24 protein-coding genes and 1 riboswitch are annotated in these 26,884 nt (G+C 73.3%); of the genes, 12 read left to right on the forward strand and 12 right to left on the reverse strand.

Going from position 1 to position 26,884, the window contains the following annotated elements:
* The first annotated feature begins 105 nt into the window (after positions 1 to 105).
* The 5 genes from cobW to VGO20_RS28345 all read left to right on the forward strand — a co-directional run bounded on the left by cobW (position 106) and on the right by VGO20_RS28345 (position 8,065).
* Entirely contained in the window at positions 106 to 1,134 is a 1,029-nt protein-coding gene (cobW, locus tag VGO20_RS28325; RefSeq protein WP_327505779.1) for a cobalamin biosynthesis protein CobW, read from the forward strand.
* Between the two features lie 9 nt (positions 1,135 to 1,143).
* A complete protein-coding gene (gene cobN / locus VGO20_RS28330) occupies positions 1,144 to 4,944 on the forward strand; it encodes a cobaltochelatase subunit CobN (RefSeq protein WP_327505780.1) in 3,801 nt (1,266 codons plus the stop codon).
* A complete protein-coding gene (gene cobO / locus VGO20_RS28335) occupies positions 4,941 to 5,564 on the forward strand; it encodes a cob(I)yrinic acid a,c-diamide adenosyltransferase (RefSeq protein ID WP_327505781.1) in 624 nt (207 codons plus the stop codon). The genes cobN and cobO overlap by 4 nt, the downstream gene beginning before the upstream one ends.
* Positions 5,565 to 5,719: 155 nt before the next feature.
* Entirely contained in the window at positions 5,720 to 7,213 is a 1,494-nt protein-coding gene (locus VGO20_RS28340; RefSeq protein ID WP_327505782.1) for a cobyric acid synthase, read from the forward strand.
* Positions 7,214 to 7,273: 60 nt separating this feature from the next.
* A complete protein-coding gene (locus VGO20_RS28345) occupies positions 7,274 to 8,065 on the forward strand; it encodes a terminase small subunit (RefSeq protein WP_327505783.1) in 792 nt (263 codons plus the stop codon).
* A 31-nt stretch (positions 8,066 to 8,096) separates the two neighbouring features.
* On the opposite strand, the gene VGO20_RS28350 is transcribed toward VGO20_RS28345, so the two are convergent.
* Entirely contained in the window at positions 8,097 to 8,396 is a 300-nt protein-coding gene (locus VGO20_RS28350) for a hypothetical protein (RefSeq protein ID WP_327505784.1), read from the reverse strand.
* A gap of 397 nt (positions 8,397 to 8,793) precedes the next feature.
* Here VGO20_RS28350 and VGO20_RS28355 point away from each other — a divergent pair, with 397 nt between their 5' ends.
* From VGO20_RS28355 to VGO20_RS28365, 3 genes are read left to right on the forward strand one after another with little or no spacing between them, the layout of a single operon-like run.
* Positions 8,794 to 9,294 carry a helix-turn-helix domain-containing protein gene (locus VGO20_RS28355; protein WP_327505785.1) on the forward strand — a complete coding sequence of 167 codons (501 nt, stop codon included), beginning with the start codon at positions 8,794 to 8,796 and terminating at the stop codon, positions 9,292 to 9,294.
* A complete protein-coding gene (locus tag VGO20_RS28360; protein WP_327505786.1) occupies positions 9,254 to 9,844 on the forward strand; it encodes a hypothetical protein in 591 nt (196 codons plus the stop codon). Before VGO20_RS28355 ends, VGO20_RS28360 begins: the two co-directional genes overlap by 41 nt.
* Positions 9,845 to 9,849: 5 nt before the next feature.
* Complete coding sequence (locus VGO20_RS28365; protein ID WP_327505787.1) at positions 9,850 to 10,788, forward strand: helix-turn-helix domain-containing protein; 939 nt, start codon at positions 9,850 to 9,852, stop codon at positions 10,786 to 10,788.
* A gap of 10 nt (positions 10,789 to 10,798) precedes the next feature.
* Here the strand turns inward: VGO20_RS28365 and cbiB are convergent, their stop codons facing one another.
* From cbiB to cobA, 3 genes are read right to left on the reverse strand one after another with little or no spacing between them, the layout of a single operon-like run.
* Positions 10,799 to 11,761, reverse strand: coding sequence for an adenosylcobinamide-phosphate synthase CbiB (gene cbiB / locus VGO20_RS28370; protein ID WP_327505802.1), 963 nt, complete (start codon positions 11,759 to 11,761; stop codon positions 10,799 to 10,801).
* Positions 11,761 to 13,071, reverse strand: a complete 1,311-nt coding sequence (locus VGO20_RS28375) for a cobyrinic acid a,c-diamide synthase CobB (protein WP_327505788.1) — start codon at positions 13,069 to 13,071, stop codon at positions 11,761 to 11,763. The genes cbiB and VGO20_RS28375 overlap by 1 nt, the downstream gene beginning before the upstream one ends.
* Entirely contained in the window at positions 13,068 to 13,856 is a 789-nt protein-coding gene (gene cobA / locus VGO20_RS28380) for a uroporphyrinogen-III C-methyltransferase (RefSeq protein WP_327505789.1), read from the reverse strand. The genes VGO20_RS28375 and cobA overlap by 4 nt, the downstream gene beginning before the upstream one ends.
* Positions 13,857 to 13,903: 47 nt before the next feature.
* On the opposite strand from cobA, the gene VGO20_RS28385 reads away from it, so the two are divergent.
* On the forward strand, positions 13,904 to 14,992 hold the full coding sequence (locus VGO20_RS28385; protein ID WP_327505790.1) for a cobalt-precorrin-5B (C(1))-methyltransferase: 1,089 nt from the start codon (positions 13,904 to 13,906) through the stop codon (positions 14,990 to 14,992).
* A gap of 3 nt (positions 14,993 to 14,995) precedes the next feature.
* Positions 14,996 to 15,745 carry a cobalt-precorrin-6A reductase gene (locus VGO20_RS28390; RefSeq protein ID WP_327505791.1) on the forward strand — a complete coding sequence of 250 codons (750 nt, stop codon included), beginning with the start codon at positions 14,996 to 14,998 and terminating at the stop codon, positions 15,743 to 15,745.
* Here VGO20_RS28390 and cobM read toward each other — a convergent pair.
* The 6 genes from cobM to VGO20_RS28420 are packed head-to-tail and all read right to left on the reverse strand — an operon-like array spanning position 15,736 to position 21,895.
* Positions 15,736 to 16,503: a precorrin-4 C(11)-methyltransferase gene (gene cobM, locus VGO20_RS28395; RefSeq protein ID WP_327505792.1), complete on the reverse strand. Its 768-nt coding sequence runs from the start codon at positions 16,501 to 16,503 to the stop codon at positions 15,736 to 15,738. The genes VGO20_RS28390 and cobM overlap by 10 nt on opposite strands.
* Positions 16,500 to 18,302: a precorrin-3B C(17)-methyltransferase gene (gene cobJ / locus VGO20_RS28400; RefSeq protein ID WP_327505793.1), complete on the reverse strand. Its 1,803-nt coding sequence runs from the start codon at positions 18,300 to 18,302 to the stop codon at positions 16,500 to 16,502. The genes cobM and cobJ overlap by 4 nt, the downstream gene beginning before the upstream one ends.
* The gene (locus VGO20_RS28405; RefSeq protein WP_327505794.1) at positions 18,299 to 19,003 is read right to left on the reverse strand and encodes a precorrin-2 C(20)-methyltransferase; all 705 of its coding nucleotides are present in this window, start codon (positions 19,001 to 19,003) and stop codon (positions 18,299 to 18,301) included. Before VGO20_RS28405 ends, cobJ begins: the two co-directional genes overlap by 4 nt.
* The gene (cbiE, locus tag VGO20_RS28410) at positions 19,000 to 20,214 is read right to left on the reverse strand and encodes a precorrin-6y C5,15-methyltransferase (decarboxylating) subunit CbiE (RefSeq protein WP_327505795.1); all 1,215 of its coding nucleotides are present in this window, start codon (positions 20,212 to 20,214) and stop codon (positions 19,000 to 19,002) included. Before cbiE ends, VGO20_RS28405 begins: the two co-directional genes overlap by 4 nt.
* Positions 20,211 to 20,837, reverse strand: coding sequence for a precorrin-8X methylmutase (locus VGO20_RS28415; RefSeq protein WP_327505796.1), 627 nt, complete (start codon positions 20,835 to 20,837; stop codon positions 20,211 to 20,213). The genes cbiE and VGO20_RS28415 overlap by 4 nt, the downstream gene beginning before the upstream one ends.
* Positions 20,837 to 21,895, reverse strand: coding sequence for a sirohydrochlorin chelatase (locus tag VGO20_RS28420; RefSeq protein ID WP_327505797.1), 1,059 nt, complete (start codon positions 21,893 to 21,895; stop codon positions 20,837 to 20,839). Before VGO20_RS28420 ends, VGO20_RS28415 begins: the two co-directional genes overlap by 1 nt.
* Before the next feature lie 129 nt (positions 21,896 to 22,024).
* Positions 22,025 to 22,252, reverse strand: a riboswitch (cobalamin riboswitch).
* A 62-nt stretch (positions 22,253 to 22,314) separates the two neighbouring features.
* Here VGO20_RS28420 and cobD point away from each other — a divergent pair.
* Complete coding sequence (gene cobD, locus VGO20_RS28425; RefSeq protein ID WP_327505798.1) at positions 22,315 to 23,295, forward strand: threonine-phosphate decarboxylase CobD; 981 nt, start codon at positions 22,315 to 22,317, stop codon at positions 23,293 to 23,295.
* Here the strand turns inward: cobD and ygfZ are convergent.
* Positions 23,285 to 24,199 carry a CAF17-like 4Fe-4S cluster assembly/insertion protein YgfZ gene (ygfZ, locus tag VGO20_RS28430; RefSeq protein ID WP_327505799.1) on the reverse strand — a complete coding sequence of 305 codons (915 nt, stop codon included), beginning with the start codon at positions 24,197 to 24,199 and terminating at the stop codon, positions 23,285 to 23,287. The two genes, cobD and ygfZ, sit on opposite strands and share 11 nt — an antisense overlap.
* Positions 24,200 to 24,368: 169 nt before the next feature.
* On the opposite strand from ygfZ, the gene VGO20_RS28435 reads away from it, so the two are divergent.
* Complete coding sequence (locus VGO20_RS28435) at positions 24,369 to 25,319, forward strand: glycosyltransferase family 9 protein (protein ID WP_327505800.1); 951 nt, start codon at positions 24,369 to 24,371, stop codon at positions 25,317 to 25,319.
* Between the two features lie 18 nt (positions 25,320 to 25,337).
* Here VGO20_RS28435 and metK read toward each other — a convergent pair whose 3' ends face one another.
* Entirely contained in the window at positions 25,338 to 26,507 is a 1,170-nt protein-coding gene (metK, locus tag VGO20_RS28440) for a methionine adenosyltransferase (protein WP_327505801.1), read from the reverse strand.
* Between the last annotated feature and the right edge of the window lie 377 nt (positions 26,508 to 26,884).

Consider the following 26,884-nt stretch of genomic DNA (forward strand, 5'->3'; position numbering starts at 1 on the left):
GAGAGATGAAGTGCGCCGGGCGGGGTGTACCGGCGGTGCGGCGCGCGTCCGCTCGCGCCGTCCCGCTCCCGCCGTCCGCCGCCCCACCGGAAGGATGCGTCGAGCGTGAGCCAGAAGATCCCCGCCACCGTCGTCACCGGCTTCCTGGGCGCGGGCAAGACCAGCCTGATCCGCCACCTGCTGGCCAATGCCGGCGGCCGGCGGCTCGCCCTCGTCATCAACGAGTTCGGCGACCTCGGCGTCGACCGGGAGCTGCTGGCCGGCTGCGGCGACGAGACCTGCCGCGAGGAGGACATCGTCGAGCTGACCAACGGCTGCATCTGCTGCACCGTCGCCGACGACTTCCTGCCGACCATCCAGGCCCTGCTCGCCCGGCCCGAGCCGCCCGACCACATCGTGATCGAGACCTCGGGCCTGGCCCTGCCCAAGCCCCTGGTCAAGGCGTTCGGCTGGCCCGAGATCCGCACCCGCGTCACCGTCGACGGCGTCGTCGCCGTGATCGACGCCGAGGCGGTCGCCGCCGGCCGCTTCGCCAGCGACCCCGAAAGCGTCCGGGCCCAGCGCGAGCAGGACCCCGGCCTCGACCACGAGAGCCCGCTGGAGGAGCTGTTCGAGGAACAGATCCAGTGCGCCGACATGGTCGTCCTCAACAAGGCCGACCGCGTCGACGCCGCCACCCTCGACCGCGTCGCCGGCACGGTGGCCGCCCATCTGCGTCCCGCAGTCAAGACCGTCGTCTCCTCCCAGGGCGCGGTCGACCCGCGCGTGTTGCTGGGCCTCGGCGCCGCGGCCGAGGACGATTTGGACTCGCGCCCCTCCCACCACGACGGCGACGACGACCACGACCATGACGAGTTCGACAGCTTCGTCGTCCCGCTCGGCCCCGTGACCGACCCGGCCGAGGTCGAGCGCCGCATCCTCGCCGCCGTCGCCGCCCACGACATCCTGCGCGTCAAGGGCTTCCTCAACGTCGAGGGCAAGCCGATGCGCCACGTCGTCCAGGGCGTGGGCGACCGCATCCAGCGCTACTACGACCGGCCCTGGAAGCCCGGCGAGACGCCGCGCAGCCAGCTCGTCGTGATCGGCCTGCACGGGCTCGACCGCGCCGCGGTCGAAGCGGTCCTGGCGGGCTGAGCCGGCGCGATGCATCTCCTCGCGGCGCAGCCCGGCACCGTCGACGACGGCAGCGAGGCGGTCGACCTCGCCCAGACCCCGGGCGAGATCGTCGTCGTCTCCGCCGCCGACACCGAGCTTGCCTGCCTCGCCGCGGCGCATGACCGCCTCGGCCCGGGGGGGCCGAGCCTGCGCCTCGCCAGCCTGCTCCAGCTCGGCCATAACCTGTCGGTCGACCTCTATGTCGAGCGGGTGGTCTCGCGGGCCAGGCTGGTCGTGCTGCGCCTGCTCGGCGGTGCGCGCTACTGGCCCTACGGGCTGGAGCAGGTGGCCCAGGCCTGCCGGCGCGACGGCGTGGCCCTGGCCGTCCTGCCGGGCGACGACCAGCCCGACCCCGAGCTGGCGCGCCACGGCACCCTGCCGGCCGAAGCCTGCCACCGGCTGTGGCAGTACCTCGTCCAGGGCGGGATCGAGAACGCCTGCCAGTTCCTGCGCTATGCCGGAACGCTCGCCGGCCATCCCGGCGAGTGGCGCGAACCGGCGCCGCTGCTGAAGGCCGGCCTCTACTGGCCGGGGGAGGATCGGCCCGACCTCGACGCGCTGCGCCGCCACTGGCGCCCGGGCGCCCCGGTCGCGGCCCTCGTCTTCTACCGCGCACTCGTCCAGGCCGCGAACCTCGACGTCGTCGACGCCCTGGTCGAGGCCCTGCGCGCCGAGGGGCTGAACCCGCTCCCGGTCGCCCTCACCAGCCTCAAGGACCCGCTCGCCGCCGGCATCCTGGGCGAGCTGATGGACGCCGCCCCGCCCGACGTGGTGCTGAACGCGACCGCCTTCGCGGTGGCCCAGCCCGGCGGTACCCAGCCCGGCGCCCAGCCCGGCGGTACCCGGCCCGGCGCCCGCTCGCCCCTGGACGCGGCCGACTGCCCGGTCCTCCAGGTCGTGTTCTCCGGCGGCTCGGAGGCGGCGTGGCGCGCCGGCACCACCGGCCTGTCGGCGCGCGACATCGCGATGAACGTGGCCCTGCCGGAGCTGGACGGCCGCATCCTCGCCCGCGCCGTCAGCTTCAAGGCCGAGCAGCGCCGCCACGAGCCGACCCAGAGCTGGGTGATGGCCTACCGCCCGGTCCCCGACCGCGTCGCGTTCACCGCCCGGCTCGCCGCCGCCTGGGCCCGGCTGCGCCGCACGCCGCCGGCCGCGCGCCGCGTCGCGATCGTGCTCGCCAACTACCCCAACAAGGACGGCCGGCTCGCGAACGGCGTCGGCCTCGACACGCCTGCCGGCGTGGTCGAGGCGCTGCGCGCGATGGCCGCCGCCGGATACCCGCTCCCCGACCCGGTCCCGGACGCGCCGGCCCTGATCGCGGCACTCTCGGCCGGGGTCACCAACGACCTCGCCCGCCTGGACGAGCGCGGCGTCCGCGAGACGCTGGACCTCGCCGCGTATCGCCGCTTCCTCGCGGCGCTGCCGGCATCCGTGCGCGAAGCCGTGACCGCGCGCTGGGGCGAGCCGGAGGCCGATCCCTTCGTGCGGGACGGCCGCTTCCTGCTGCCGGCCCTGGTGCTGGGCGGCGTCGCGGTCGCGATCCAGCCCGCGCGCGGCTACAACCTCGATCCCGTGCGCAGCTACCACGACCCGGCGCTGGTCCCGCCCCATGCCTATCTCGCCTTCTACGCTTGGCTGCGCGCGGCCGGCGGCGAGGGCTTCGGCGCCGACGCCCTCATCCATTTCGGCAAGCACGGCAACCTCGAATGGCTGCCGGGCAAGTCGCTGGCCCTGTCGCAGGACTGCTTCCCCGAGGCGGCGCTGGGCCCGCTGCCCCATCTCTATCCCTTCATCGTCAACGATCCCGGCGAGGGCACCCAGGCCAAGCGCCGCGCCGCCGCGGTCGTGATCGACCACCTGACCCCGCCGCTGACCCGCGCCGAGAGCTACGGGCCGCTGCGCGAGCTGGAGATGCTGGTCGACGAGTATTTCGAGGCGGCCTCCGTCGATCCCCGCCGCCTGCCGGTCCTGCGCGAGCGCATCCTGGAGCTCAGCGCCTCGTCCGGCCTCGACGTGGATTGCGGCATCGCCGGCGACGACGACCCGCAAGCCGCGCTGGCCAAGCTCGACAACCACCTGTGCGAACTGAAGGAGCTGCAGATCCGCGACGGCCTCCACGTCTTCGGCGTCTCGCCGGAGGGCGGGCTGCTCGACGGGCTGCTGGTCGCGCTGACCCGCGTGCCGCGCGGGCGGGGGGAGGGGGCCGACGCCTCCATCGTGCGCGCGCTCGCCGCCGATCTCGCGCTCGGCCCCGGCTTCGACCCGCTCGACGCGGCCATGGCCGCGCCCTGGACCGGCCCGCGCCCGGCGGCGCTCGCCGATGTGGGCGCCGATCCCTGGCGCACCGCCGGCGACACGGTCGAGCGGCTGGAGCTGCTGGCCCTGCGCCTCGTCTCCGGCGAGGCCGCTCCCGATCCGGCCTGGAGCCGCACGGCGGCCGTGCTCGACCACGTCGCCGCGGTCCTGCGCCCGGCCGTGACCGCCTGCGGCGGCGCCGAGATCGAGGGGCTGTTGCGCGGGCTCGACGGCCGCCTCGTGGCGCCGGGACCGTCGGGCGCTCCGACCCGCGGCCGGCCGGAGGTGCTGCCGACGGGCCGCAACTTCTACTCCGTCGACACCCGCGCCGTGCCGACGCCGGCCGCCTGGCATCTCGGCTGGAAGTCGGCCAGCCTCGTGGTCGAGCGCTACGTCCAGGAGCATGGCGACTGGCCGCGCGCGCTGGCGCTCTCGGCCTGGGGGACGGCGAACATGCGCACCGGCGGCGACGACGTCGCCCAGGCGCTGGCCCTGATGGGGGTGCGCCCGACCTGGGACGCGGCCAGCGGCCGGGTGACGGGGTTCGAGGTGTTGCCGGCCTCCGTGCTCGACCGGCCGCGGGTCGACGTGACCCTGCGCGTCTCCGGCTTCTTCCGCGACGCCTTCCCGGCCCAGATCGACCTCGTCGACTCGGCCGCCCGCGCCGTCGCCGCCCTGGACGAGCCGGAGGAGATGAACCCGCTCGCCGCCCGCGTGCGCCGCGACCGCGACCGCCTCGTCGCCGCCGGCGCCCCGCCCGACGAAGCGGCGCGACGCGCCGGCTTCCGCGTCTTCGGCTCGCGCCCCGGCGCCTACGGGGCCGGCCTGCAGGCGCTGATCGACGAGCGCGGCTGGTCCGACGAGCGCGACCTCGCCGACGCCTATCTCGCCTGGGGCGGCTACGCCTATGGCGGCGGCACCGTGGGCGCCGCCGAGCGGTCCCTGTTCGAGGAGCGCCTCGCCTCGGTCGAGCTGGTGCTCCACAACCAGGACAACCGCGAGCACGATCTGCTCGACAGCGACGACTACTACCAGTTCGAGGGCGGCCTCGCGGTCGCGGTGCGCACGCTTTCGGGCAGGAACCCCGCCGTCTTCCACAACGACCATTCCCGCCCCGAGAGCCCGCGCGTGCGCACGCTCGAGGAGGAGGTGGCCCGCGTGGTCCGCGGCCGGGTCGTCAACCCGAAATGGATCGCGGGCGTGATGCGCCACGGCTACAAGGGCGCGTTCGAGATGGCGGCGACGGTGGACTACCTGTTCGCCTTCGCGGCCACCGCGCGCTGCGTGCGCGACCACCATTTCGATGCCGTGTTCGACGCCTATCTCGGCGACGACGCGGTGCGCGGCTTCCTCGCGGAAGCCAACCCGGCCGCGCTCCGGGAGATGGCCGAACGCCTGCTGGAAGCGCAGGAGCGCAACCTGTGGCGTCCGCGCTCGAACGCCGCGCATGTCGCGCTCAAGGAGATGGCCGGAAGGCCGGGGGAGGGGGAATGAAGACCGAGGGCATGACCGAGGCGGAGATCAACGCCCGCCACGCCGAGAAGATGGCCAAGAAGAAGGCCGCGCGCGACCGCCTGATCGCGACCAAGACGGTCGAGAAGGGGCTGGTGATCGTCCATACCGGCAAGGGCAAGGGCAAGTCGACCGCGGCCTTCGGCATGGTGACGCGGGCGATCGGCCACGGCTTCAGGATCGGCGTCGTCCAGTTCGTGAAGGGCCGCTGGGAGACCGGCGAGCGCGTCGTGCTGGAGCGCTTCTCCGACCAGGTCGAGATCCGGACCATGGGCGAGGGCTTCACCTGGGAGACGCAGGACCGCGCGCGCGACATCGCCGCCGCGCGCGCCGCCTGGGACGAGGCGAAGCGCATGATCGCCGACCCCGCCTACCGCATGGTGCTGCTGGACGAGCTGAACATCGTGCTGCGCTACGACTACCTGCCGGTCGAGGAGGTGGTCGACGCGCTGCGCGACAAGCCCGCGCAGACCCATGTGATCGTGACCGGCCGCGGCGCCCGGGACGAGCTGCTGGAGGTCGCCGACCTCGTGACCGAGATGACGATGATCAAGCATCCCTTCCGCTCCGGCGTGAAGGCCCAGGCCGGAATCGAGTTCTAGGGTGTTTGCGTCGTCCGACCCCGGGAAAGGCGAGGAACTCCCCCCCTGCGGGCGCAGACATGAACTCCTCTCCCGTTGCACGGGAGAGGGGGATATTCGCATTGCTCCTGTTCGGCCCGCACCCGCCGCCTCGCCGCCGGCGGGGGCCTAGCGCCATGGCCGGGCGCGCGCTGATGTTCATGGGCACCGGCTCCGACGTCGGCAAGTCGCTCGTCGTCGCCGGCCTGTGCCGCCTGTTCGCCCGCGGCGGCCTGACGGTGCGCCCGTTCAAGCCGCAGAACATGTCCAACAATGCCGCCGTGACCGCGGACGGCGGCGAGATCGGGCGTGCCCAGGCGCTCCAGGCGCGCGCCTGCGGCGTCGCCCCCACCGTGGACATGAACCCGGTCCTGCTCAAGCCGCAGACCGAGATCGGCGCCCAGGTCGTGCTGCGCGGGCGCGTGGTCGGCGCGATGCCGGCGCGCGAGTACCAGCGCCGCCGGCGCGAGCTGCTGCCGGCGGTGCTGGAAAGCTTCGGCCGCCTGCGCGCCGAAGCCGACCTCGTCCTGGTCGAAGGGGCGGGCAGTGCGGCGGAAGTGAACCTGCGCGCGGGCGACATCGCCAACATGGGCTTCGCCGAGGCGGCGGACCTGCCGGTGGTCCTGATCGGCGACATCGACCGCGGCGGCGTCATCGCGAGCCTGGTCGGGACCCATGTCCTGCTGCCGGAGCCCGAGCGCAGCCGCCTCAAGGGCTTCCTCGTCAACAAGTTCCGCGGCGACCCCGGCCTGTTCGAGGACGGCATGCGCATCGTCGAGGGGCGCACGGGCATGGCCCCGCTCGGCATCCTGCCGTGGTTCGCGGATGCCGGCCGGCTGCCGGCGGAGGACGCGCTGGCGCTGTCCGGCCTCGGCACCGCGGCCGGGGGGCGGATCAAGGTCGCGGTGCCGATGCTGGCGCGCATCTCGAACTTCGACGATCTCGACCCGTTGCGCCTGGAGCCGGACGTGACGGTGGAGATGGTGCCGCCCGGCCGCGCCTTGCCGGGCGATGCCGACCTCGTGCTGCTGCCGGGCTCCAAGGCGACGATCGCCGACCTCGCCTTCCTGCGCGCCCAGGGCTGGGACCTCGACCTGCGCGCCCATCTGCGCCGGGGCGGCCGGGTGCTCGGCATCTGCGGCGGCCTCCAGATGCTGGGCCGCCGGCTCGCCGATCCCGACGGCACCGAGGGCCCGCCCGGCGAGGTCGAGGGGCTGGGCCTGCTCGACCTCGACACGGTGCTGGCCGGCGCCAAGACCCTGGCCGAGGTCCAGGGCCGCCACCTCGCCTCCGGCGAGCCGGTGCGCGGCTACGAGATGCATATCGGCCGGACGGCGGGCGCGGCCCTGCGACACCCGTTCCTGGAGGTCGCCGGGCGTCCGGAAGGGGCGGTCTCTCCCGACGGCCGCGTCTGCGGCAGCTACGTCCACGGCCTGTTCGCCGCCGACGGCTTCCGCCATGCCTTCCTGTCGGCGATCCGCGAGCGCGCGGCGAGCGGCCTGACCTACGACGTGGAGGTCGACGCGACCCTGGACCGCCTCGCCGACCACATCGAGCGCCACCTCGATGCCGGGCGCCTCCTCTCCTTGGCCCAGGAGGGGGCACAGGAAGGGCCTCACCAGCGAGCTTGACGTCCTGATGTAAGACAACTATCCTACGTTGATCGACCCTCAGGACGTGGAGCCCAGGTAATGGCGTTCGCCCCGATTCCCTTCGAACCCCGCCAGCCCAAAGTGGCGCCCGAGCCGGCTCCGATCGTCGGGGAGGGCACCTTGCCGCCGCGCCGCGAGGCGTTCTGCCGCCACGTCGCGTCCGGCCTGCCTCCGACCGCCGCCGCCCGTCTCGCGGGCTTCCCGTGGGAGAGGGCGAAGGCCTGCGCCGGAGAGCTGCTGGCCGAACCGGAGGTGACGGTCCGCCTGGCCGAGATCGCGTCCGCCTGCCGCAACCAGAACCGGGTGTTGCGCACGATGCTGATGTCGCGCCTCCTCCGCGTCCTCGACTCGGCGCTGGCGGCCGGCGACCGCACCGACGCGTTGCGCGCGATCCGCATCGCCCAGGGTTTCGAGGACGAGCCCGACCCGATCGGGACCCTGATGGAGGAGTGGGACGGCGCCAACCGCCGCGACCCGGGTTTCGACCCGGCCGACCTGTCGGAGGACGGCGCGCCGCCGGCGATGCCGCCGCTGCCGCTGGCCCATGCGCCGCTGCGGGGACCGCTGGACGCGCCCGAGAACTTGGAGGGGATCAGTGACCTGCTGCGGGACGCCGAGACCTGGCTGCCGTCGATCACGCGCTGCCGCAAGGCGGCCGACGCGGTGTTCCGGCTGATGGAGGACCACAACGGCCACCTGCCCGACGACTACGACGTCCGCAACTATCCCTGGGGCCTCGGCGACTACTACCGCGACGAGTTGATCGAGAGCCGCCGCGCCCGCGGCCTCGACCCCATCGACGGCCGCCCGCTGCGCACGCCCAAGACCTGATGGCGCCCCGCCGCTGCGAGTCGCCCCGCCGCTACGAGTCGTCGCGCCGCCGCTGGAACTCGTCGAACGGGACGACCTCGCCCTTGCCCCTGGCCTTGGTCTTGGTCTTGGCCTTGCCCTTGGCCTTGCCCTTGCCCTTGGCTGCGGCCTCGGGCGCCTTCTGTCTGCGGTGGCTCGGTATCACCATGGCCGGGCGCGTGGAGGTTTCGCGGTAGTAGTCGAGCACCAGCCTCCGCAGCCGCAAGGGGACCGACTTCGGGTACTCCGGATAGGGGAGGGTCTCCACCATGGTGATCAGGTCCGGCAGCCCGATCCCCTCGTCCTGGAGCATCTGATCAATGCTGCACCAGAAGGCCATTTCCAACTTGACGCGCCGCCGCCGCCCGTCGGGCATGTGCACCGTCCGGCTGAGGTTGCGATCGGGGGAAAAGCGGCTTCCGGAATATGAACCGCCGTTGCCTTGCGTCGTCATGTTCACCGTGCGGAGAGGCTGCGCACATGCCCGCCATCACGGGTGGACAGTGCCTCGAGTTACGGATAGCCCGCGGATTTGCCGTTCCAAGCCGGCGCCGATGTGCAAAAAGCCGTGCTGTTCGGCAACCATGCTGCGAAAATGCCGGGTCGTCAACGGCATTGTGCTCTTACTGCGGGCTTGACCTTGTCCGGAAAGCGCATGAATGATCCGTTATGTCAGATTCCCCGCTCGAGTTCCGAGACACGAAATGTCCGTGACCGCGTCGTCGGATGCACCGGACGCGGATGGGTTCACGGGCCGCCTGAACGCGGTCGTGCGCCTGTTCGCGAGTCGTTCCGAGGCTGCCGCCGCGGCCGGCGTGTCGACGGACCAGCTCCGGCGCTATCTGCTCGGGCAATCGGCCGCGAGTTTCCGTTCGATGGTGTCCCTGGCCGCCGCCCGCGGCGTCAGTCTCGACTGGCTCGCGACCGGGTGCCGGCCGATGTATGTGGAAGGGGCGGAAGGCGGCTCTCCCGACCGCGACGTCATCACGCCCGACCTGATCCGCGCGGTCGTTCTCTACTGGCTGTCGGCGAACGAGGTGCTCGATCAGCCCCGGCCGGCCGAGGATCTGGCGCGCCTGATCGCGGACCAGTGCGAGCTGATGCGGGGCGAGGAGCGGGCCGCCTGGTTCTTCGCCGACAGGCTGCTCACCAATATCGGGACCATGACGCATGACCGCCGGGCCGACGTCCGGCACGACGGCGGCACCTGAGCGTCGGCCGGCGGACCCGACCGTGAAGACCGAGGCCGAAATCGTTCCGCTCGCGCGACGTGGCTTCGTCGGCCCCGCGCTCGCGGCCCGGTATCCCGTCGAGCGGGTCGTCGATCCCAGTCTCCTCAGCGCGCTCGCGCTGTGGCGCGACGTGGCCCCCTCCGGCGTCCTGGTCCGGGCCGAGCGGTCGCTCGAACGCGTGCTGACGGATCCCCGCCTGAACAGCGCGCGCGCGACCGTCATCCAGATGATCGGGCCGGACCCGCTCGACTGGCCCATCGTCTATCACGGCTGGGGTTTCGCGGACTGGCGTGCCGGCAAACGCCCTCCGGCATACCGGGTCGGCGGGCTGCCGTGGCCGGCACTCGCCCGTGCGACGGCGGACAGCTATGCCGACGTCCTGGCTGCGAAGGCGCCCGTCGTCCACCGGCTGTCCATGTTCGGTCCGGACATGGCGGTGATCTACGACCGGGTCGCCTTTCCCTCCAGCCGGGTGCCCGGCGGCGAGGTGGACACGCTGCTGACCGTCTCCGCGTCGGGCAGGACGTGACCGCCATGAGGGTGGACGACGGCTTCGCCGGCCGCATGAGCCGCATGCTGGACCTCTATCCCTCCCGTGCGGCCGCGGCCGAGGTGGCGGGGATCTCCACCGATCGCCTGCGCGACTACGAGCGCAATGGCGCCGACCCGAGATTCGAGGTGCTCGCGCGTCTGGCCACGCCCCACGACGTCTCCCTCGAATGGCTGGCCGAGGGCGCCGGCCCGATGATCCGGTCGGAACGCGGCGCCGGCCGTCCGCGGATCACCGCCGAGCTGGTCCGGGTCGTGACCCTCTACTGGCTGCTGGCCGACGCCCTGACCGCGTCGCGCTCGAACGAGGAGCTCGCGCAGACCATCGCGGACCAGTGCAGGTCGATGTCCGGCGCGGGCGCCGCACCTCCGCCCGCGCGCCGCAGGCCCGCCGCGGCGCCGGCTTCCGACGCCCCGCCGGCGCCGGCCGGACGGCCGCGTCATCCCACGCTCGCGTCGCGCTATCCGGTCGGGGACATCGGCGACCCCCAGCTGCTCCAGGTCCTGGATTTCTGGAGGGAGCACGCGCCGGAAGGCGTCCTCCACAGGTCCCGGCGCGACATCCGGCTGCTGCTCGACGACGACCGCATACCGACCGGCCGCCTTTGCATCATACAGGTGACCGCCGGCGATCCGCTGGACTGGCCCATCCTCTTCCACGGCCAATTCAAGACTTGGAAGGACCAGCCGGAGCGCACGCTGGCGGGGCAGGTGCGCGACCATCCCTATCCGGCGGTCGCCCGGGCGACCGCCGCCACCTACCTGGACCTGATCGACGAGGCGGCGCCGATGGTCCACAGGATCACCCTGGTCGAGGACGACCACGTCGTCGCCTACGACCGCCTGGCCCTGCCGTGCAGCCACCGCCCCGGAGACCCGATCGACATGATCATCACCGTGAGCGTCGACCTGGTCCGGCGCTGATCCCGGGCGTTCAGAGCGCCGCCAGCGTCACCACCGCCGTGCCCTGCAGCAGGCAGGCCGTCACCAGCACCGCCAGCGCCCGGCGGATGTCGGCGGCGCCGGCGTCGCGCCGGCCGGCGGCGTTCATCCAGCGGTCCTCGACCGTCCGCCCGGCATAGCGGCGCGGCCCCGCCAGCGCCAGGCCGAGTGCCGCCGCCATCGCCGCCTCCGGCCAGCCGGCATTGGGCGAGCGGTGGTGGCGCGCGTCGCGGCGCATCGCGTCCAGCGCCGCGCCGGGCCGCGCCCCTCCCGCGAGCGGGGAGGCCAGCGCCACCAGCAGCCCCGAAAGGCGCGCCGGCACCAGGTTCACCACATCGTCGAGCCGCGCCGCCGCCCAGCCGAACGCCTCGTGCCGCGGCGTGCGGTGGCCGATCATGCTGTCGGCGGTGTTGATCGCCTTGTAGGTCACCAGCCCCGGCAGGCCCAGCAGCGCGAACCAGAACACCGGCGCCACGACCCCGTCGGAGAAGTTCTCCGCGCACGACTCGATCGCGGCGCGCGCCACGCCCGCCTCGTCCAGGCTCTCGGGGTCGCGGCCGACGATCATCGACACCGCGCGCCGCCCGGCCGCCAGCCCGCCCCGCTCCAGGGCGTCCGCCACCGCGGCGACGTGCTCGTACAGGCTGCGCTGCGCGACCAGCGTGCTGGCCAGCGCCGCCTCGACGACCCAGCCCGCCGGCAGCGCCGACAGCAGGGCCGACAGCACCGCGGCCGGCAGCGCCGTCGCCAGCACCAGCAGCGCGACCGAGGCGACGCCGGCCGCGCGCCGTGCCGGCGCCGCCATGCCCTCGCGGTTCAGCCCGCGGTCCAGCGCGCCGACCAGGCGGCCCAGCAGCACGGCCGGATGCGGCACCCGCGCGTACAGGAGCGCCGGCTCCCCGAAGGTCGCGTCCAGCAGCAGCGCCAGCAGCAGGATCAGCGCGTGCTCTTCCATCACGACCGGTCGATCAGGTGGAGGAAGGAGCCGCACACCGATCCCGCCCGCGCCCCCGCCGGGCCGAGGTCGGCGCCCCGCGCGTCCGCGGCGGCGAACAGCGGCGCCGCGGCCGGCTCGCCCGCGACGCTGGCGTAGTGGAACTCGTGGCCCCGCAGCACCGCACCCCTGGCGGCGAAGGGCAGGTCGGCGAGCGCGGTCGCCCGGCGGTATCCCAGATGCAGGCGCCGGCGCGCGAAGGAGGTCTCGACCGGCAGCAGCCCGGCCATGGCGTGGCGGGCCCCGTCCGCGTCCTCGATCCCGCGGCCCAGCACCATGTAGCCGCCGCACTCCCCGTAGACGAAGGCCCCGCGCGCCGCCGCCCGGCGCAGCCCGCCGAGGAACCCCGCCGCCGCCGCGATCCGCCCGGCGTGCAGCTCCGGATATCCTCCCGGCAGCACCACCGCGTCCGCGTCCGGGTCCGGCGCCTCGTCGGCCAGCGGCGAGAACGCCAGGATCTCCGCCCCGGCACTTCGCCAGCCGTCCAGCAGGTGCGGATAGGCGAAGGCGAACGCCTCGTCGCGGGCGAGCGCGATCCGCCCGCCCGGCGGCGCCAGCGCCGGTTCCGCCGCATCGCCGGGCTTGAAGCCGCCGGGCCGCGCCAGCGCGAGCAGGGCCGCCATGTCCACATGCGCGCCGACCAGCGCCGCCGCGCGGTCGAGGAACCCGTCCAGGTCCGCATGCTCCATCGCCTGCACCAGGCCGAGATGGCGTTCCGGCAACGCCAGGTCGGCGGCGCGGGGCAGGGCGCCCAGCACCGGCAGGCCGAGCGGGGCGAGTGCGGCGCGCAGCATCTCCTCGTGCCGCGCGCCGCCGACCCGGTTCAGCACCACGCCCGCGACCTCGACGTCCGGCCGGAAGCCGCGGAAGCCGTGGACCAGTGCCGCCGCCGACTGCGCCTGGGCGCGCACGTCCAGCACCAGCACGACCGGCCAGCCCATCGCGGCGGCGAGGTCGGCGGTCGAGCCGGTGCCGTCCGCGGCCCCGTCGAACAGCCCCATCACCCCCTCGACGACCAGCAGCTCCGCGCCGCCCGCGGCGGCCCGGGCGATCCGGGCCAGCGTGCCCGGCCGCATCGCCCACGGGTCGAGGTTGGGGCAGGGCCGCCCGCTCGCCGCCTCGTGGAAGCGCGGGTCGATGTAGTCCGGCCCGACCTTGCACGACGCGACGGCCGCGCCGTCGGCGCGCAGCCGGCGCAGCAGGCCGAGCGTGAAGACCGTCTTGCCCGAGCCCGACGCCGGCGCCGCGACGACGATGCCCGGCGCGCTCACGGTCCAGCACCCGCCAGCGCGCGCCGCAGCTCGACCACCCGGCCGACCACGACCATGGCCGGCGGCTCGATGCCCGACGCCTCGATGTCGGCGGCCGCGCGGCCGAGCGTCGTCTCCAGCACCCGCTGGCTCGGCAGGGTCGCATCCGCGATCACCGCGACCGGCTCGTCGGCCGACCGTCCGGCGGCGGTCAGCCGGTCCGCGATCAGGGCGATGTGCTTCAGCGCCATGTACATCACGATCACCGGCGAGCCGCGGCCGAGCGCCTCCCAGTCCACCGTCTCGGGCACGAGGCCGGTGGCGCTGTGGCCGGTCAGGAAGGTGACGGCGTGGTTGACGTCGCGATGCGTGACCGGGATGCCCGCGGCGGCGAGGCCGCCGATGCCGGCGGTGATGCCGGGGATGATGCGGAACGGCACGCGGTGCTCGACCAGGGTCAGCGCCTCCTCGCCGCCGCGGCCGAACACGAACGGGTCGCCGCCCTTCAGGCGCAGCACCCGCAGGCCGTCGCGCGCCAGTTCGACCAGCCGGCGCGAGATGTCGGGCTGGCGGGGCGACGGCTTGCCGCCGCGCTTGCCGGCGTATTCCCGCACGCAGTCCGTCCGCGCGAGGTCCAGGATCGCGGGGCCGACCAGCGCGTCGTAGACCAGCACGTCGGCCTGGCGCAGCGCGTTCAGCGCGTGCAGCGTCAGCAGCCCCGGGTCGCCCGGGCCGGCCCCCGCGAGCCAGACCCAGCCCGGCTCGAACACCGGCAGGTCCAGGGTGGATGGAAGTTCCGTGCTCATGCCGCGCTCCGCTGGGCAAACCGCCGTTGGGGGCCTATAAACCGGACATGGTCGAGAAGCCGCAAGGGCCGCTGAGGCGGGGATGGACGACGGGCGCCTGCGCGACCGCCGCGACCAAGGCCGCCTACACCGCGCTGCTGACCGGCGCCTTTCCCGACCCGGTCGAGATCCTGCTGCCGCGCGGCGAGCGCCCGGCCTTCGCGCTCGCCCGCCACGCGCTCGACCCGTCGGCCGCGACCGCGGGCGTCGTCAAGGACGCCGGCGACGATCCCGACGTGACCCATGGCGCGCTCGTGCTCTCGACCGTGCGCCCCGGCCCTGCGGGCGGCGGCGTCGTGTTCCGCGCCGGGCCCGGCGTCGGCACGGTGACCAGGGCCGGCCTGCCGGTCCCGCCGGGCGAGCCCGCGATCAACCCGGTCCCGCGCGAGATGATGCGCGCCGCGGTGGCCGAGGTCGCGGCGTCCTGCGGCGGCAGCGGCGACGTCGTGGTCGAGATCTCGATCGCCGACGGCGAGCGCCTCGCGCTCGAGACCTGGAACCCGCGCCTCGGCATCGTCGGCGGGCTGTCGGTGCTGGGCACGACCGGGGTCGTGGTGCCCTTCTCCTGCTCGGCCTGGATCCATTCCATCCACCGTGGGATCGACGTCGCGCGCGCGAACGGCATCGGCCACGTCGCCGGCTCGACCGGCTCGACCTCCGAGCAGGCGGTCCGGCGCCTGTTCGGCCTGCCCGACCTGGCCTTGCTCGACATGGGCGACTTCGCCGGCGGGCTGCTGAAATACCTGCGACGCCATCCGCTGCCGCGCCTGACCATAGCAGGGGGCTTCGGCAAGATCACGAAGCTCGGCCAGGGCTTCCTCGACCTCCATTCCGGCCGCAGCCAGGTCGACTTCGCCTGGCTGGCCGAGCGTCTGGCCGAGCTGGGCGCCGATGGCGGCCTCGTGGCCCGCGCGCACGGCGCCAACACCGCGAAGGAGGTGCTGGACCTCGCGGCCGCCGCCGGCCTGCCGCTCGCCGACCTCGTCGCCGCGCATGCGCGCGCGGCGGCCCTCGACGTGCTGGACGGCTGCGGCACCGGGGTGGACGTCGTGGTCTTCGACCGCCGCGGCGGCCTCGCCGGCCGCGCGGGGCCCTGAGCCGTGGCCCTGCGCGTCCTGATCCTCGGCGGCACCGCGGAGGCGTCGGCCCTCGCGGGCGGGGCGGTCGCGGCCGGCCACGACGTGCTGACCTCGCTCGCCGGGCGGACGTCCAGGCCCGCGCTGCCGGCCGGCCGCGTGCGCATCGGCGGCTTCGGCGGCCCCGAGGGGCTGGCCGCCTTCCTGGACGCCGAGCGGATCGACGCGCTGGTCGACGCGACGCATCCCTTCGCCGCCACGATCTCCGCCAACGCCGAGCGGGCGTGCCGCCTGCGCCCGACGCCCCGGCTGATGCTGCTGCGCCCGGCCTGGACCCGGCAGGACGGCGACCGCTGGCTGGACGCCGGGGACATGGCCGAGGCGGCGCGCCTCCTCCCGGCAGGCGCCCGCGTCTTCCTCGCGGTCGGCCGTCAGGAGCTGGACGCCTTCGCCGGCCGGCCGGACACGTGGTTCCTGCTGCGCGTCGTCGACCCGCCCGAGGCACCGCCGCCGCTGGCCCGCCACGAGCTGGTGCTGGGCCGCGGCCCGTTCCGCCTGGAGGACGAGCTGGCGCTGCTGGCGCGGCACCGCATCGGCTGGATCGTCGCGAAGAACGCCGGCGGCGAGGGGAGCGGCGCCAAGCTCGCCGCCGCGCGCCGGCTCGGACTGCCGGTCGTGATGGTCCGCCGGCCCGGGCCGCCGCCCGGCCCGCGCGTGCCCTCGGCCGAAGGCGCGCTGGACTGGCTGGCGGCGCTCCCGCCTCCTCATGCCTGACGGCGCTCCGGCCTCAGGACGTGGACATGGGCCGGGTCGTACAGCGCGCTGTCCCGGAACTCGCCCGGGTCGAGCACCCGGCCCACCAGCACCAGGGCCGTGCGCGTGATCTTGGCCTCCCGCACCTTGGCGCGGATGTCGGCGAGCGTGCCGCGGATCACGAGCTGGTCCGGCCAGCTCGCCCGGTAGACGACCGCGACCGGGCAGTCGGCGCCGTAGAGCGGCGACAGCTCCGCGACGATGTGGGCGAGGTTGCGGACCGAGAGATGGATCGCCAGCGTGGCGCCCGACGCGCCCAGCACCGCGAGCGTCTCGCGGTTCGGCATCGGCGACGCCTTCATCGCGGTGCGGGTCACGACGATGGTCTGCGCCACCTCCGGCAGGGTCAGCTCGGTGCCGAGCAGCGCCGCCGCGGCGGCGAAGGCGGGCACGCCCGGCGTGATGTCGTAGGGGATGCCGAGCGTCTCCAGGCGGCGCATCTGCTCGCCGATCGCGCCGTAGATCGACGGGTCGCCGGAATGCACGCGCGCGACATCGTGCCCGGCCGCGTGCGCGGCCTCGATCTCCCCGACGATCTCGTCCAGGGTCATCGGCGCGGTGTCGACGACGCGCGCCCCGGCCGGGGCATGGGCGACGATCTCCGGCGGCACCAGCGAGCCCGCGTAAAGGCACACCGGACAGCGCGCGATCAGGTCGCGGCCGCGCACCGTGATCAGGTCCGGCGCCCCCGGTCCCGCGCCGATGAAATGAACCGTCATCGCCCCTCCTCCTGCCGCTTGGCGGCATAGCCGCGCGGCGTGTAGACCCAGCACCCGCCGTCCCCGCGCGCGACCCTTCGCGTCTCGGACGAGCCGACCAGCACCAGCGTCAGCATGTCGACCTCGGACGCGTCCAGCGCCTCCAGGTCGATCACGCGCACCTGCTCGCCGTCGCGGCCGAGGTTGCGCGCGAGCACGACCGGCGTGGCGGCCGGCCGGTGCTCCAGCAGGATGCGGCGCAGCTCCGCGAGCTGCGTCGTGCGCCGGCGCGAGACCGGGTTGTAGACCGCGACCACGAAGTCGCCCGCGGCGGCTGCGCGGATGCGACGCTCGATGACGTCCCAGGGCGTCAGCAGGTCGGACAGCGATATCGTGCAGAAGTCGTGGCCGAGCGGCGCCCCCGCGCGCGCCGCCGCCGCCTGCAGCGCCGAGATGCCGGGCGTCACCGCCAGCTCGATCCTCCGCCAGTCCTCCCTGCCGCCGTGCTCGACCAGTTCGAACGCCAGCGTCGCCATGGCGTAGATCCCGGCGTCGCCGCTCGACACCAGCGCCACCTCCTTGCCGAGTGCCGCGAGGTCGAGCGCGATGCGCGCGCGCTCCTCCTCCGCGCCCAGCTCGTAGCCGTGGCGCCGCTTGCCGGCCGCGGCCGGGCCCAGCAGGTCCAGGTAGAGGTGGTATCCGACCAGGTCCGTCGCCCGCGCCAGCCAGCGGTCGGCCTCCGGCGTTCGCCAGTCGGGGTTGCCCGGGCCGATGCCGACGATCGAGACCCGGCCGCGCGCCCGGCCCGCGGCGGCGGGGTCGATCGGTGCCGCGGCGCGCGCGACGGCGCAGGTCGCCCGGGCCGATCGCCGCTTCGGCACGACCAGCTCCCCGTCCGGCCCCGCGGCGGCCAGCGCCGCCCCCTCGGCCACGCCGTGGCAGCCGACCTCGCGGAACACGACCTCCGACGGGTTCGCCAGCCGGGGCGCCTCGGCTTCCAGCCGGGCGGCGTCGAAGAAGCGGGCGGGGACGCCCAGCCGGTCCGCCGCCGCATGCACGGCCGGCTCGTCCGCCTTGACGTCGATGGAGGCGACGAGCGCCACCGCGCCGGCTGCCAGCCCCGCCTCGTCCAGCGTATCCCGCACCAGTGCCGCGACCTCGTCCGGGGCGGCTCCGCGCTCGCAGCCGATCCCGACCGCGAGCAGCGGCGGATGGTAGACCAAGCGCTCCGGCGAGCCGGGCTCCACGCGCTCGGTCGCACGCAGCACCAGCGCGCCCGCGGGGTCGAGCGGCAACGCCGACTGCGCGAGCCACGGCGCCTGCCCCTCGATCCGGCATCCGGCACCCGCCAGCAGCGCCGCGGCGAAAGGCTTGGCGTCGAAGGGGTTGGCGAGCCGCCATCCCGCCGGCGGCTCGTCCAGCGCGACGCCGAAATGGACGTCGCCGGCCGTCGTCTCGGCCGCGACGGTGCCGAGCGCGTCGGCCAGCCGCCGGGCCAGCGCATTGGCTCCGTGATGGCCGCCCAGCAGCGGCACGACGGCGCTGCCGTCCTCGGCCACCGCCACGACCGGCGGTTCCGCCCGCTTGTCGGCGAGATGGGGTGCGAGCGACCGGATCAGGATGCCCGCCGCGCAGACGCCGACGATGGGCGTCCCCTCGGCGAACAGCCGGCCCAGATGGGCCGCCGCGGCCTCGAAGCCGCGGTCGGCGTCCCGGACGCGGCTTTCCAGCCCGTGGATCTCTCCGGGGACCACGGCGGCGAGCCCGCGGGCGAGCTCGAGGCCCCGCTGCGACAAGACCACGAAGACGGGTGCGTTCACGACCAGGCCTCACCGCGCTTGTGGACGAGGATCATCGAGAAATAGGGGACCGAGCCTGGCTCGACCTCCGACAGCGGCAGCACGCGCTGGCTGTCCATCGTCGCCCGCTCGACGTAGCGGGCATTCCCGGCGAGGCCGAGCTCATCGAGCACCGTCCGCACCTTCGCGAAGTGGCGGCCGAGCTTGACGACGGCGGCCGCGTCCGCGGCGGCGAGGCGCTCGCGCAGCACGCCGGCGTCCAGCGGCGCCGGCAGTACCGAGAGCACGTCGTTGCGCGCGGCGAGCGGCGCGCCGAGCACCGCGGCGCATGCCGTCAGCGACGACACGCCCGGGACGACGCGGACCGGGAAGCGTTCCGCCATGCGCCCGAACAGGTACATGAACGAGCCGTAGAGGAACGGGTCGCCCTCGCACAGCACCGCGACGTCGCGCCCGGCCTCCAGATGGCGGCCGAGCTCGGCGGCGGCGCGGTCGTAGACCTCTTGCGCCGGGAAGCGCTCGACCCGCATCGGCATCCGGATCGCGACCTCGATCTGCCCTCCCGGCAGGTGCCCGGCGACGATCTCGCGCGCGAGGCTGTCGCCGTTCTCGGGCGCCGGATAGGCCACCACCGCGGCCGCGCGCAGCAGTCGCAGCGCCTTCAGCGTGATCAGCTCGGGATCGCCGGGGCCGATGCCCAGGCCGTGGAGGGTACCGTTCACGTCTTCGTCACCGAGAGCTGGGTCACGGGCATCATCGGGCGCCAGCCCGTGAACCCGCCGACCGGTTCGGCCCGGCTGACCGCCAGCCGGACCAGGGTGCCGCCGATGCGCTCGCGCAGCTCGAACAGCGCGTGCTCGCCCTCGACCGTCACGGCATTGGCGGCCAGCCGCCCGCCGGGGCCGAGCGCGTCCCAACAGGCCTGCGCCACTCCGGGGGCGGTCAGCCCGCCGCCGATGAAGACCGCGTCCGGGCGGGGCAGCCCGGCCAGTGCTTCGGGCGCCTCGCCCTCGACGATGCGCAGATGGGGCACGCCGAGCGCATGGGCGTTGTGGGCGATCGCGGCCAGCCGGTCGGCCCGGCGCTCGATCGCGACCGCGCGCGACGTTGGATGGACGCGCGCCCATTCGATCGCGATCGAGCCGCTGCCGGCGCCGACGTCCCACAGCACCTGCCCGGGAACCGGCGCCAGTACCGCCAGGGTCGCCGCCCGTACCTCGCGCTTGGTCATCTGCCCGTCGTGGCGGAAGGCCTCGTCCGGCAGGCCGGGGACGCGGGGCAGGGGGACCGTGCCCGGCGACGGCCGGCACTCGACCGCGATCGTGTTGAGGTCGGCCGGGTCCGCATCCGCCGCCCAGCTCTCTGCCGTCGCCTCGAAGATCCGCTCGCGCGGGCCGCCCAGATGTTCCAGCACCGCGATCCGGCTCGGCCCGTAGCCCCGCTCGCGCAGCAGGGCGGCGACGCTTTCCGGGGTGGTGCGGTCGGCGCTCAGCACCAGCAGCCGCGCGCCCGGCTGGACATGGGCGTGCAGCAGCTCGATCGGCCGCCCGTGCAGGGTCAGCGTGTCGATCTCCGCCCGCGGCCAGCCGAGCCGGGCGCAGGCGAGCGCGAAGGCGCCCGGTGCCGGCAGGATCGTCATCTCCTCGAACGACACCCGGCGGGCCAGCGTGACGCCGACGCCGTAGCACATCGGATCGCCGCTCGCGAGCACGCAGACCCGTCGTCCGCGCCGCTCGACGATGCGTTCCACCAGCGCCGACAGCGGCGACGGCCAGGCGAGGCGTTCCCGCCGGGCGGGGCCGTCCGGCACCATGGCGAGGTGGCGCTCGCCGCCGATCAGCACTTCCGATCCCTCTACCAGGCGCCTGGCCGCTTCCGACAGGCCGCCGAGCCCGTCCTCGCCGATGCCGACGACGGCGAGCCAGGCCGTCATTCCCGGCCCTCCAGAAGCAGCGCGTTGACCGCCGCCGCCGCCATCGCGCTGCCGCCGCGCCGCCCGCGCACCGTCGCGAAGGGCACGCCGCGGGCATCGGCGGCCAGCGCTTCCTTGGACTCGGCCGCACCGACGAAGCCGACCGGGAAGGCGAGCAGGGCCGCCGGGCGCGGCGCGCCCCGGTCCAGCAGTTCCAGCAGGTGGAACAGCGCCGTCGGCGCGTTGCCGATCGCGACCACGGCGCCTTCGAGGCGCGGCATCCACAGCTCGACCGCGGCGGCCGAGCGCGTCGTCCCCAGCTCGCCCGCGAGCCCCGGCACCGCCGGGTCGTCGAGCGTGCACACGATCTCCGAGCCCGCGGTGAGGTGCCGCGTCATGATCCCGGCGCCGACCATCCGCGCGTCCACGATGACCGGCGCGCCCCGCAGAAGCGCCTCGCGGCCCCGCGCCGCGACGTCTGGCGAGAAGGCGATGTCGTCGGCCAGGTCGACCATGCCGCAGGCATGGATCAGCCGGCGCGCGAGGCCGGCGATCCCGGGCGCGAACCGGCCCAGATCCGCCTCCGCCTCGATGGTGGCGAAGGACCGCCGATAGATCTCCGCGGGGTCGCGCAGATACTCCATCACGCGCCGCCGGCCCCCTCGATCCGCTTCAGGCTGACCGGCCCGTGCGGGTGGTCGGCATGGGGGTACGGGTGATGGTGGTGCCCGTGGTCGTGAGAATGATGGCGGTGATGGTGGTCGTGGTCGTGGTCGTGATGATGATGGTCGTGTTCGTGGTGGTGGTCGTGCGAATGCCCGTCACCGGCGCCGATGCCCTCGACGTGGTGGTGGTGGCTCTCCTGCGCCAGCCCCACCTCGGCCTCGAAGCCCAGGACCTGCGCCCGGTACTTGCACATCTGGCAGTTCATGTTCCCCGTGCCTTCCAGGATCTCGCGGATGCGCTCCTCGAAGGTCTCCAGCACGAGGGGGTGGTCGTTCAGGTACGGGGCCTTGACGAACTCGATTTCCGGATGCCGGGCCGCGACGATGTCGGCGTGGTCGTAGATGCGGCGTACCAGGATGCCCGTGAACAGGAAATAGGGGAACACGACGACCCGCCGGTAGCCGAGTCGGGCCACGTGCTCCAGCGCCGGCTCGACCAGCGGGAAGGTGACCCCGGAATAGGCGGTCTCGGCCCAGCCGAAGCCCATGCCCTCCCACAGCATGCGGGTGACCTTGGCGACGTTGGAGTTGGCGTCCGGGTCGGACGAGCCGCGCCCGACCACGACCAGCAGCGTCTCGTGCCTGGGCACATGGTCGCCGGCGCGCGCCAGCGCCTCGCCGACGCGCGCGCCGGCCGCCTGCAGCATCTTGAGGTCGATCGCGAGCTCGCGCCCGTACTGGATCGTCATCTCCGGATGCTCGGCCATGTAGGTGTTGAGCACGGAAGGGATGTCGTTCTTGGCGTGGCCGGCCGCGAACAGCATGCCGGGCACCGCCAGCACGCGGGTGACGCCCCGGGCGCGCAGCCGGTCCAGCCCTTCGCGGATGATGGGGCGGGCGAACTCCAGGTAGCCGTACTCGACCGCATCGAAAGGCAGCCGGTCACGCAGAAGCTGCGCGACGGCGGCGAACTCGTCCACCGCGCCCTGGTCGCGGCTGCCGTGGCCGCAGATCATGACCCCGAGCTTCTCGGACATTCCCGTCTCCTCCTCGTCAGTGCGGCCGGGCCGGCGGAAGGAGACATTGGGACGGCGCCTGTGACGGCGCCCCGGCGACGCACGACCGCCGGTCCACGAGTTCCTCCCCCGGTGCACCCCGCCCGGGTTTCAGACAACGAACGGCAGGCAGGTCTCCTGGCTCGTGGATCGCCGTCGGCTGCCCGCCTTCCCAGCCGGCGGACCGGCCAGTGACATAGGATCGGCAGCGACTCACCACACACAGTTGCGGGGGCAGCCACGGGATTGGCCGGATGCTTTACAGCCGTGCCGTACCGTGTTCCCTTTTCACCGCGGAGCCTTGCGGCCCGCGCGGAACCGTGCCGCTTCAGTTGCGTCGACAAGGTCGCATGGAAACAACCCCGACGTCCACACTCTCCACGTTTCGCTCTAGCGAGAAAGTGCGCGACCATGGCGGCGGGCTCGCCGAGGCAGCCGACCGCTTCGGGACCCCGGCCGGCGGATGGATCGATCTCTCGACGGGGATCAATCCCTGGCCCTATGCGGTTCCCGCATTGGCTGCCGACGCCTGGGTGCGGCTGCCCGGCCGCGATTCGATGGATACTCTGCTGCGGGCCGCCACCCGGGCCTACGGCGCTCCGGATTCTGCCGTCGTTCTCGCGGCGCCGGGATCGCAGGCGCTGATCCAGCGGCTACCCTTCCACAGGGATCGGTGCCGCGTGGCCGTGCTCGGCCCGACCTATGCGGAGCATGCACGCTGCTGGCGTCTCGCCGGGCACGAGGTCGAGGTCGTCCCGACGCTCCCGGAGGGCGGCTTCGACGTGGTCGTCGCGACCAACCCGAACAACCCCGACGGAAGACGCCTGCCGGCCGGTGACCTGGTCGCGTTCGCGGCGATCATGGCGCGCCGGGGCGGGCTGCTGGTCGTCGACGAGGCTTTCGCGGAGGTGACGCCGGAAGTCAGCGTCGCGGGGGCTGCCGGCATGGACGGCTTGTGCGTTTTGCGTTCGTTCGGGAAGTTCTACGGGTTGGCCGGGCTGCGGCTCGGCTTCGCGTTGGGGGCCACCGGGCTGTTGCGCCGGTTGGAAGCCGACCTCGGCCCCTGGGCGGTTTCCGGCCCGGCGATCGAGATCGGCCGCCTGGCCCTCGGCGACGAGGCCTGGGCGCGAACCACCCGCGAGCGGCTGTCGGAGGCGTCCGCCCAACTCGACGCATTGCTGGCCGCCCATGGCCTGTCCGTGCTCGGCGGCACGGACCTCTACCGGCTCGTGGAAACCGATCGGGCCGGCGCGCTGTTCGAGGCGCTCGGTCGGCGCGGCATCCTGGCGCGTGCCTTCGACGCGCATCCGCGCTGGCTGCGCTTCGGCCTGCCGCCCGACGCCGCCGCCTCCGCCCGCCTCGCGGATGCTCTCAAGGCGTGAGCCAGTCCGGCCGGCGCGGTACGAGCGTCGCGCCGCCGGCGGTCAGCGGCATGCCTTGCTCGGCGGCCTTGGCGATCTCCTCCAGCCGCAGCAGCGCCAGCGCCGCGTCGCCGAACCCGCTGCGGACCTCGCCGACCTCGCGCCCGTCGAGCAGCACCGGCGTTCCGGGTTCGGGCAGCGGTCCCTCGACGCGAACGGGCAGCAGCCGTTTCTTGATCAGGCCGCGGTAGCGCGTTCGCGCCGTCAGCTCCTGCCCGATGTAGCAGCCCTTGTCCCAGGCGATGCCGTTGAGCGCGTCGAAGTTGCTCTCCAGCAAGATGGACTTCTCGACCACTAGGTCGCGGCTGCCTTCGGGTACGCCCTCGGCGAGGCGCAGAGCCTCGTAGGCGTCACGGCCGACCGGCCGCAGACCGGCAGTCGTGAGCGTATCGGTGGCCGTCGCATGCGGCAGCACCGCGCGGACGCCGAGTTGAAGCAGCCGCGGGTCGGCGAAGGCGACCCCGTCCGCCAGTGCGCGCGCCGCTCCCCATTCCCTGGCGACGCCGAGCCGCTCGAACGCGCCGTCGCCGATCAGGGCGGCGACCATCCAATCGGCGCTGCGGTCCTCGACCGCGACCTTCGAGCGCAGGCGGTACATGCGCAGTCGCCGCTTCAGATCCTCGATCCGGGCGGCCTCGCAGTCCAGCAGCAGCGTCTCGCCACGCTCGAGGATGAAGAAATCATGCAGATACTTGCCTTGGGGCGTCAGCAGCGCCGCATGCACGGCGCGTTCCGGTCCCACCTTCAGGACATCGTTGGAAACCAAGCCCTGCAGGAACGCTTTACGGTCCGGGCCGTCGACCGCGAGGACACCCCTGTCCTCCAGGATCACATAGCCGTCGTCGAGGACTTCCGTCGGTTCCATGTCGCGCTTCCGCTCATCGGTTCGTTCGGTTCTGGATATGGTGGCGAGGGGCGCGATTCCGTACGAGAGACGAGAATTTTTTCGCCCCGCTCGTCCGGCTTGAAAGCATCGGCCAGGGCGGGCATACGGGAGTGGTACCCACCGTGCAGACGTCTTTCGGACCCTTTCCTTGAAAATTCTTTTCATCGGCAATGACCGGATCGGCGATTTCATCCTCGCGAGCGGCCTGATCGCCCATCTGACCGAGACGGTGCCCGGGGCACGTCTGACCGTCGCCTGCGGCAGGAGCTGTATTCCCCTGCTTGCCGAAGCGCCGGGGATCGAGCGCATATTGCCGCTGGTGAAGCGTCGCCACCATCGCCACTGGCTGGACCTGTGGCGTCAGGTTGCCGGCACCCGCTGGGATTTGGTCGTGGACCTGCGCAATTCCGCCGTTTCACGCTTGGTCCTGGCGCGAGCGGTACGTCGGCTCCGGCGTATGCCCGGCCGGGTCCATCGGGTCGAGGAGGTGGGCCGGGTTCTCGGCGTCGATCCTCCGCCGCCACCCCGGATATGGCTCGGCCCGGCCCAGCGCGCACGCGCGGTCGAATTGGTGCCTGACGGTCCGCCGGTGCTCGCACTCGGTACGGGAGCGACCCACCGCCACAAGCAGTGGGATCCGGAACGGTTTGCCGAACTGGCGTTACGCCTGACGGCTCCGGACGGCCCGTTGCCCGGCGGCCGTGTGGCGGTGCTGGGCGCTCCGAACGAGCGGCCCTCCGCCGAGCCACTGCTGGCGCTCGTGCCCGCCGACCGCAGGCTCGACCTGCTCGACGGAGTGCCAATCCTTGACGCAGCCGCCGTCATCGAACGAGCGGCGCTCTACGTCGGCAACGACAACGGGCAGATGCACTTGGCGGCGGCGGTAGGCACGCCGACGCTCGGCCTCTTCGGACCGACACCGGCTTTCCATTACCGCCCGTGGGGAACGAATGCCGGCTTCGTCCAGACCGATCGCCCATACGAGCAGTTGCGGCCGATCCTGGAGGCCGACCCCGAAGCTTCGGAGAGTCTCATGGGGTCCCTCCCGGTCGAGAAGGTCGTCCGTGCCGCCGAGGCCCTGCTCGCGGGCGTCCGCTGACGGACGCCCGCCTCGGGTTTAGCCGAAATAGCTGCGCAGCTCCGGGACGAGGTCCAGCTTTTCCCAGGAGAAGCCGCCGTCCGTCTCCGGGGACCTGCCGAAATGCCCGTAGGCCGAGGTGCGGGCATAGATGGGCTTGTTGAGGCCCAGATGCTCGCGGATGCCGCGCGGGCTGAGGTTGACCAGTTCCTGCAGCACGTGGCTGAGACGTTCCTCATCGACGCGGCCCGTCCCGTGGGTATCGATGTAGACCGCCAGCGGCTTCGACACGCCGATCGCGTAGGCGAGCTGGATCGTGCAGCGCTCGGCCAGTTCGGCCCCGACCACGTTCTTGGCGAGGTAGCGCGCGGCATAGGCTGCCGAGCGGTCGACCTTGGTCGGGTCCTTGCCCGAGAACGCGCCGCCACCATGTGGGGCAGCGCCACCGTAGGTATCGACGATGATCTTGCGCCCGGTCAGGCCAGCATCGCCGTCGGGGCCGCCGATCACGAAACGGCCGGTCGGGTTGACGTAGAACTCGGGCTCCGGGCACATCCAGCCTTCCGGCAGGACGTTCAGCACGTGCGGACGAACGATCTCGCGCACCTCCTCCTGGCTGACGCTCGCGTCGTGCTGGGTCGACACGACGACGGAGGTGGCGCCGACCGGCCGGCCGTTCTCGTAGCGCAGCGAGACCTGGCTCTTGGCGTCGGGACCGAGCATAGGGGCGGCGCCGGAATGGCGCGCCTCGGCCAGGCTCTTCAGGATCGCGTGGGAGAAGTGGATCGGCGCCGGCATCAGCGCCTCGGTCTCGCGGCAGGCATAGCCGAACATGATGCCCTGATCGCCGGCACCCTCGTCCTTGTTCCCGGCGGCATCCACGCCGACCGCGATGTCGGCGGATTGTGCATGCACGAGGATATCGACCTTCGCGGTCTGCCAGTGGAAACCGTCCTGCTCGTAGCCGATGTCGCGCACGGCACTGCGCGCCACCTGCTCGATCAGGTCCGGGGTTATGGAGGCGGGCCCGCGGACCTCGCCGGCGAGCACGATGTGATTGGTGGTCGAAAGCGTTTCGACGGCGACACGCGCCTGCGGGTCGTGGCCGAGATACAGATCCACGATGGCGTCCGAGATCCGGTCGCACACCTTGTCGGGGTGTCCCTCCGACACCGACTCGCTCGTGAAGATGTAGCTACCCTTGGCCACGATTCGCCCCCTGTGAGTTCCAGTCACTGCATATATAAAGATATCTGAATGCGTTGAACTATAGGAAGCGAAAACGGTACCCGGCAGGGAACCTTTCGGGGCAGGCGGATCGGCGCAGCCTCCCTAGGCGTCCGCACGCCGCCTGTGCTAAGACCTGCGGCCGTTGACCAGAATGAGGAGCGGGATACGGCCGCTCCCGGCAGGAGACCCATGGCCATGAAGATCGACGTTGCCCCCGGGGAACTGATCGACAAGCTCACGATCCTGGAGATCAAGGCGGCGAATATCAGTGACCCCGGAAAGCTGCGCAACGTCCGCCACGAGTACGAGGTGCTGTCCCGCGCGCTCGATGGCGAGATCGAGCAGACGGCGGAACT

It is taken from the genome of Arenibaculum sp. (assembly GCF_035998295.1).
Lineage (GTDB): Bacteria > Pseudomonadota > Alphaproteobacteria > Azospirillales > Azospirillaceae > DASYHS01.

Excerpts from the sequence above, each read along its gene's own strand:
- cbiE (WP_327505795.1), bottom strand. The coding sequence starts at position 20,214 with ATGACGGCCTGGCTCGCCGTCGTCGGCATCGGCGAGGACGGGCTCGGC.
- cobN (WP_327505780.1), top strand. The coding sequence starts at position 1,144 with ATGCATCTCCTCGCGGCGCAGCCCGGCACCGTCGACGACGGCAGCGAG.
- cbiB (WP_327505802.1), bottom strand. The coding sequence starts at position 11,761 with ATGGAAGAGCACGCGCTGATCCTGCTGCTGGCGCTGCTGCTGGACGCG.
- ygfZ (WP_327505799.1), bottom strand. The coding sequence starts at position 24,199 with ATGGAACCGACGGAAGTCCTCGACGACGGCTATGTGATCCTGGAGGAC.
- VGO20_RS28415 (WP_327505796.1), bottom strand. The coding sequence starts at position 20,837 with ATGGAGTATCTGCGCGACCCCGCGGAGATCTATCGGCGGTCCTTCGCC.
- VGO20_RS28365 (WP_327505787.1), top strand. The coding sequence starts at position 9,850 with ATGAGGGTGGACGACGGCTTCGCCGGCCGCATGAGCCGCATGCTGGAC.
- cobM (WP_327505792.1), bottom strand. The coding sequence starts at position 16,503 with ATGACGGTTCATTTCATCGGCGCGGGACCGGGGGCGCCGGACCTGATC.
- cobA (WP_327505789.1), bottom strand. The coding sequence starts at position 13,856 with ATGAGCACGGAACTTCCATCCACCCTGGACCTGCCGGTGTTCGAGCCG.
- cobO (WP_327505781.1), top strand. The coding sequence starts at position 4,941 with ATGAAGACCGAGGGCATGACCGAGGCGGAGATCAACGCCCGCCACGCC.
- VGO20_RS28345 (WP_327505783.1), top strand. The coding sequence starts at position 7,274 with ATGGCGTTCGCCCCGATTCCCTTCGAACCCCGCCAGCCCAAAGTGGCG.
- VGO20_RS28350 (WP_327505784.1), bottom strand. The coding sequence starts at position 8,396 with ATGCTCCAGGACGAGGGGATCGGGCTGCCGGACCTGATCACCATGGTG.
- VGO20_RS28420 (WP_327505797.1), bottom strand. The coding sequence starts at position 21,895 with ATGTCCGAGAAGCTCGGGGTCATGATCTGCGGCCACGGCAGCCGCGAC.
- VGO20_RS28340 (WP_327505782.1), top strand. The coding sequence starts at position 5,720 with ATGGCCGGGCGCGCGCTGATGTTCATGGGCACCGGCTCCGACGTCGGC.
- VGO20_RS28360 (WP_327505786.1), top strand. The coding sequence starts at position 9,254 with ATGACCGCCGGGCCGACGTCCGGCACGACGGCGGCACCTGAGCGTCGG.
- VGO20_RS28385 (WP_327505790.1), top strand. The coding sequence starts at position 13,904 with ATGGTCGAGAAGCCGCAAGGGCCGCTGAGGCGGGGATGGACGACGGGC.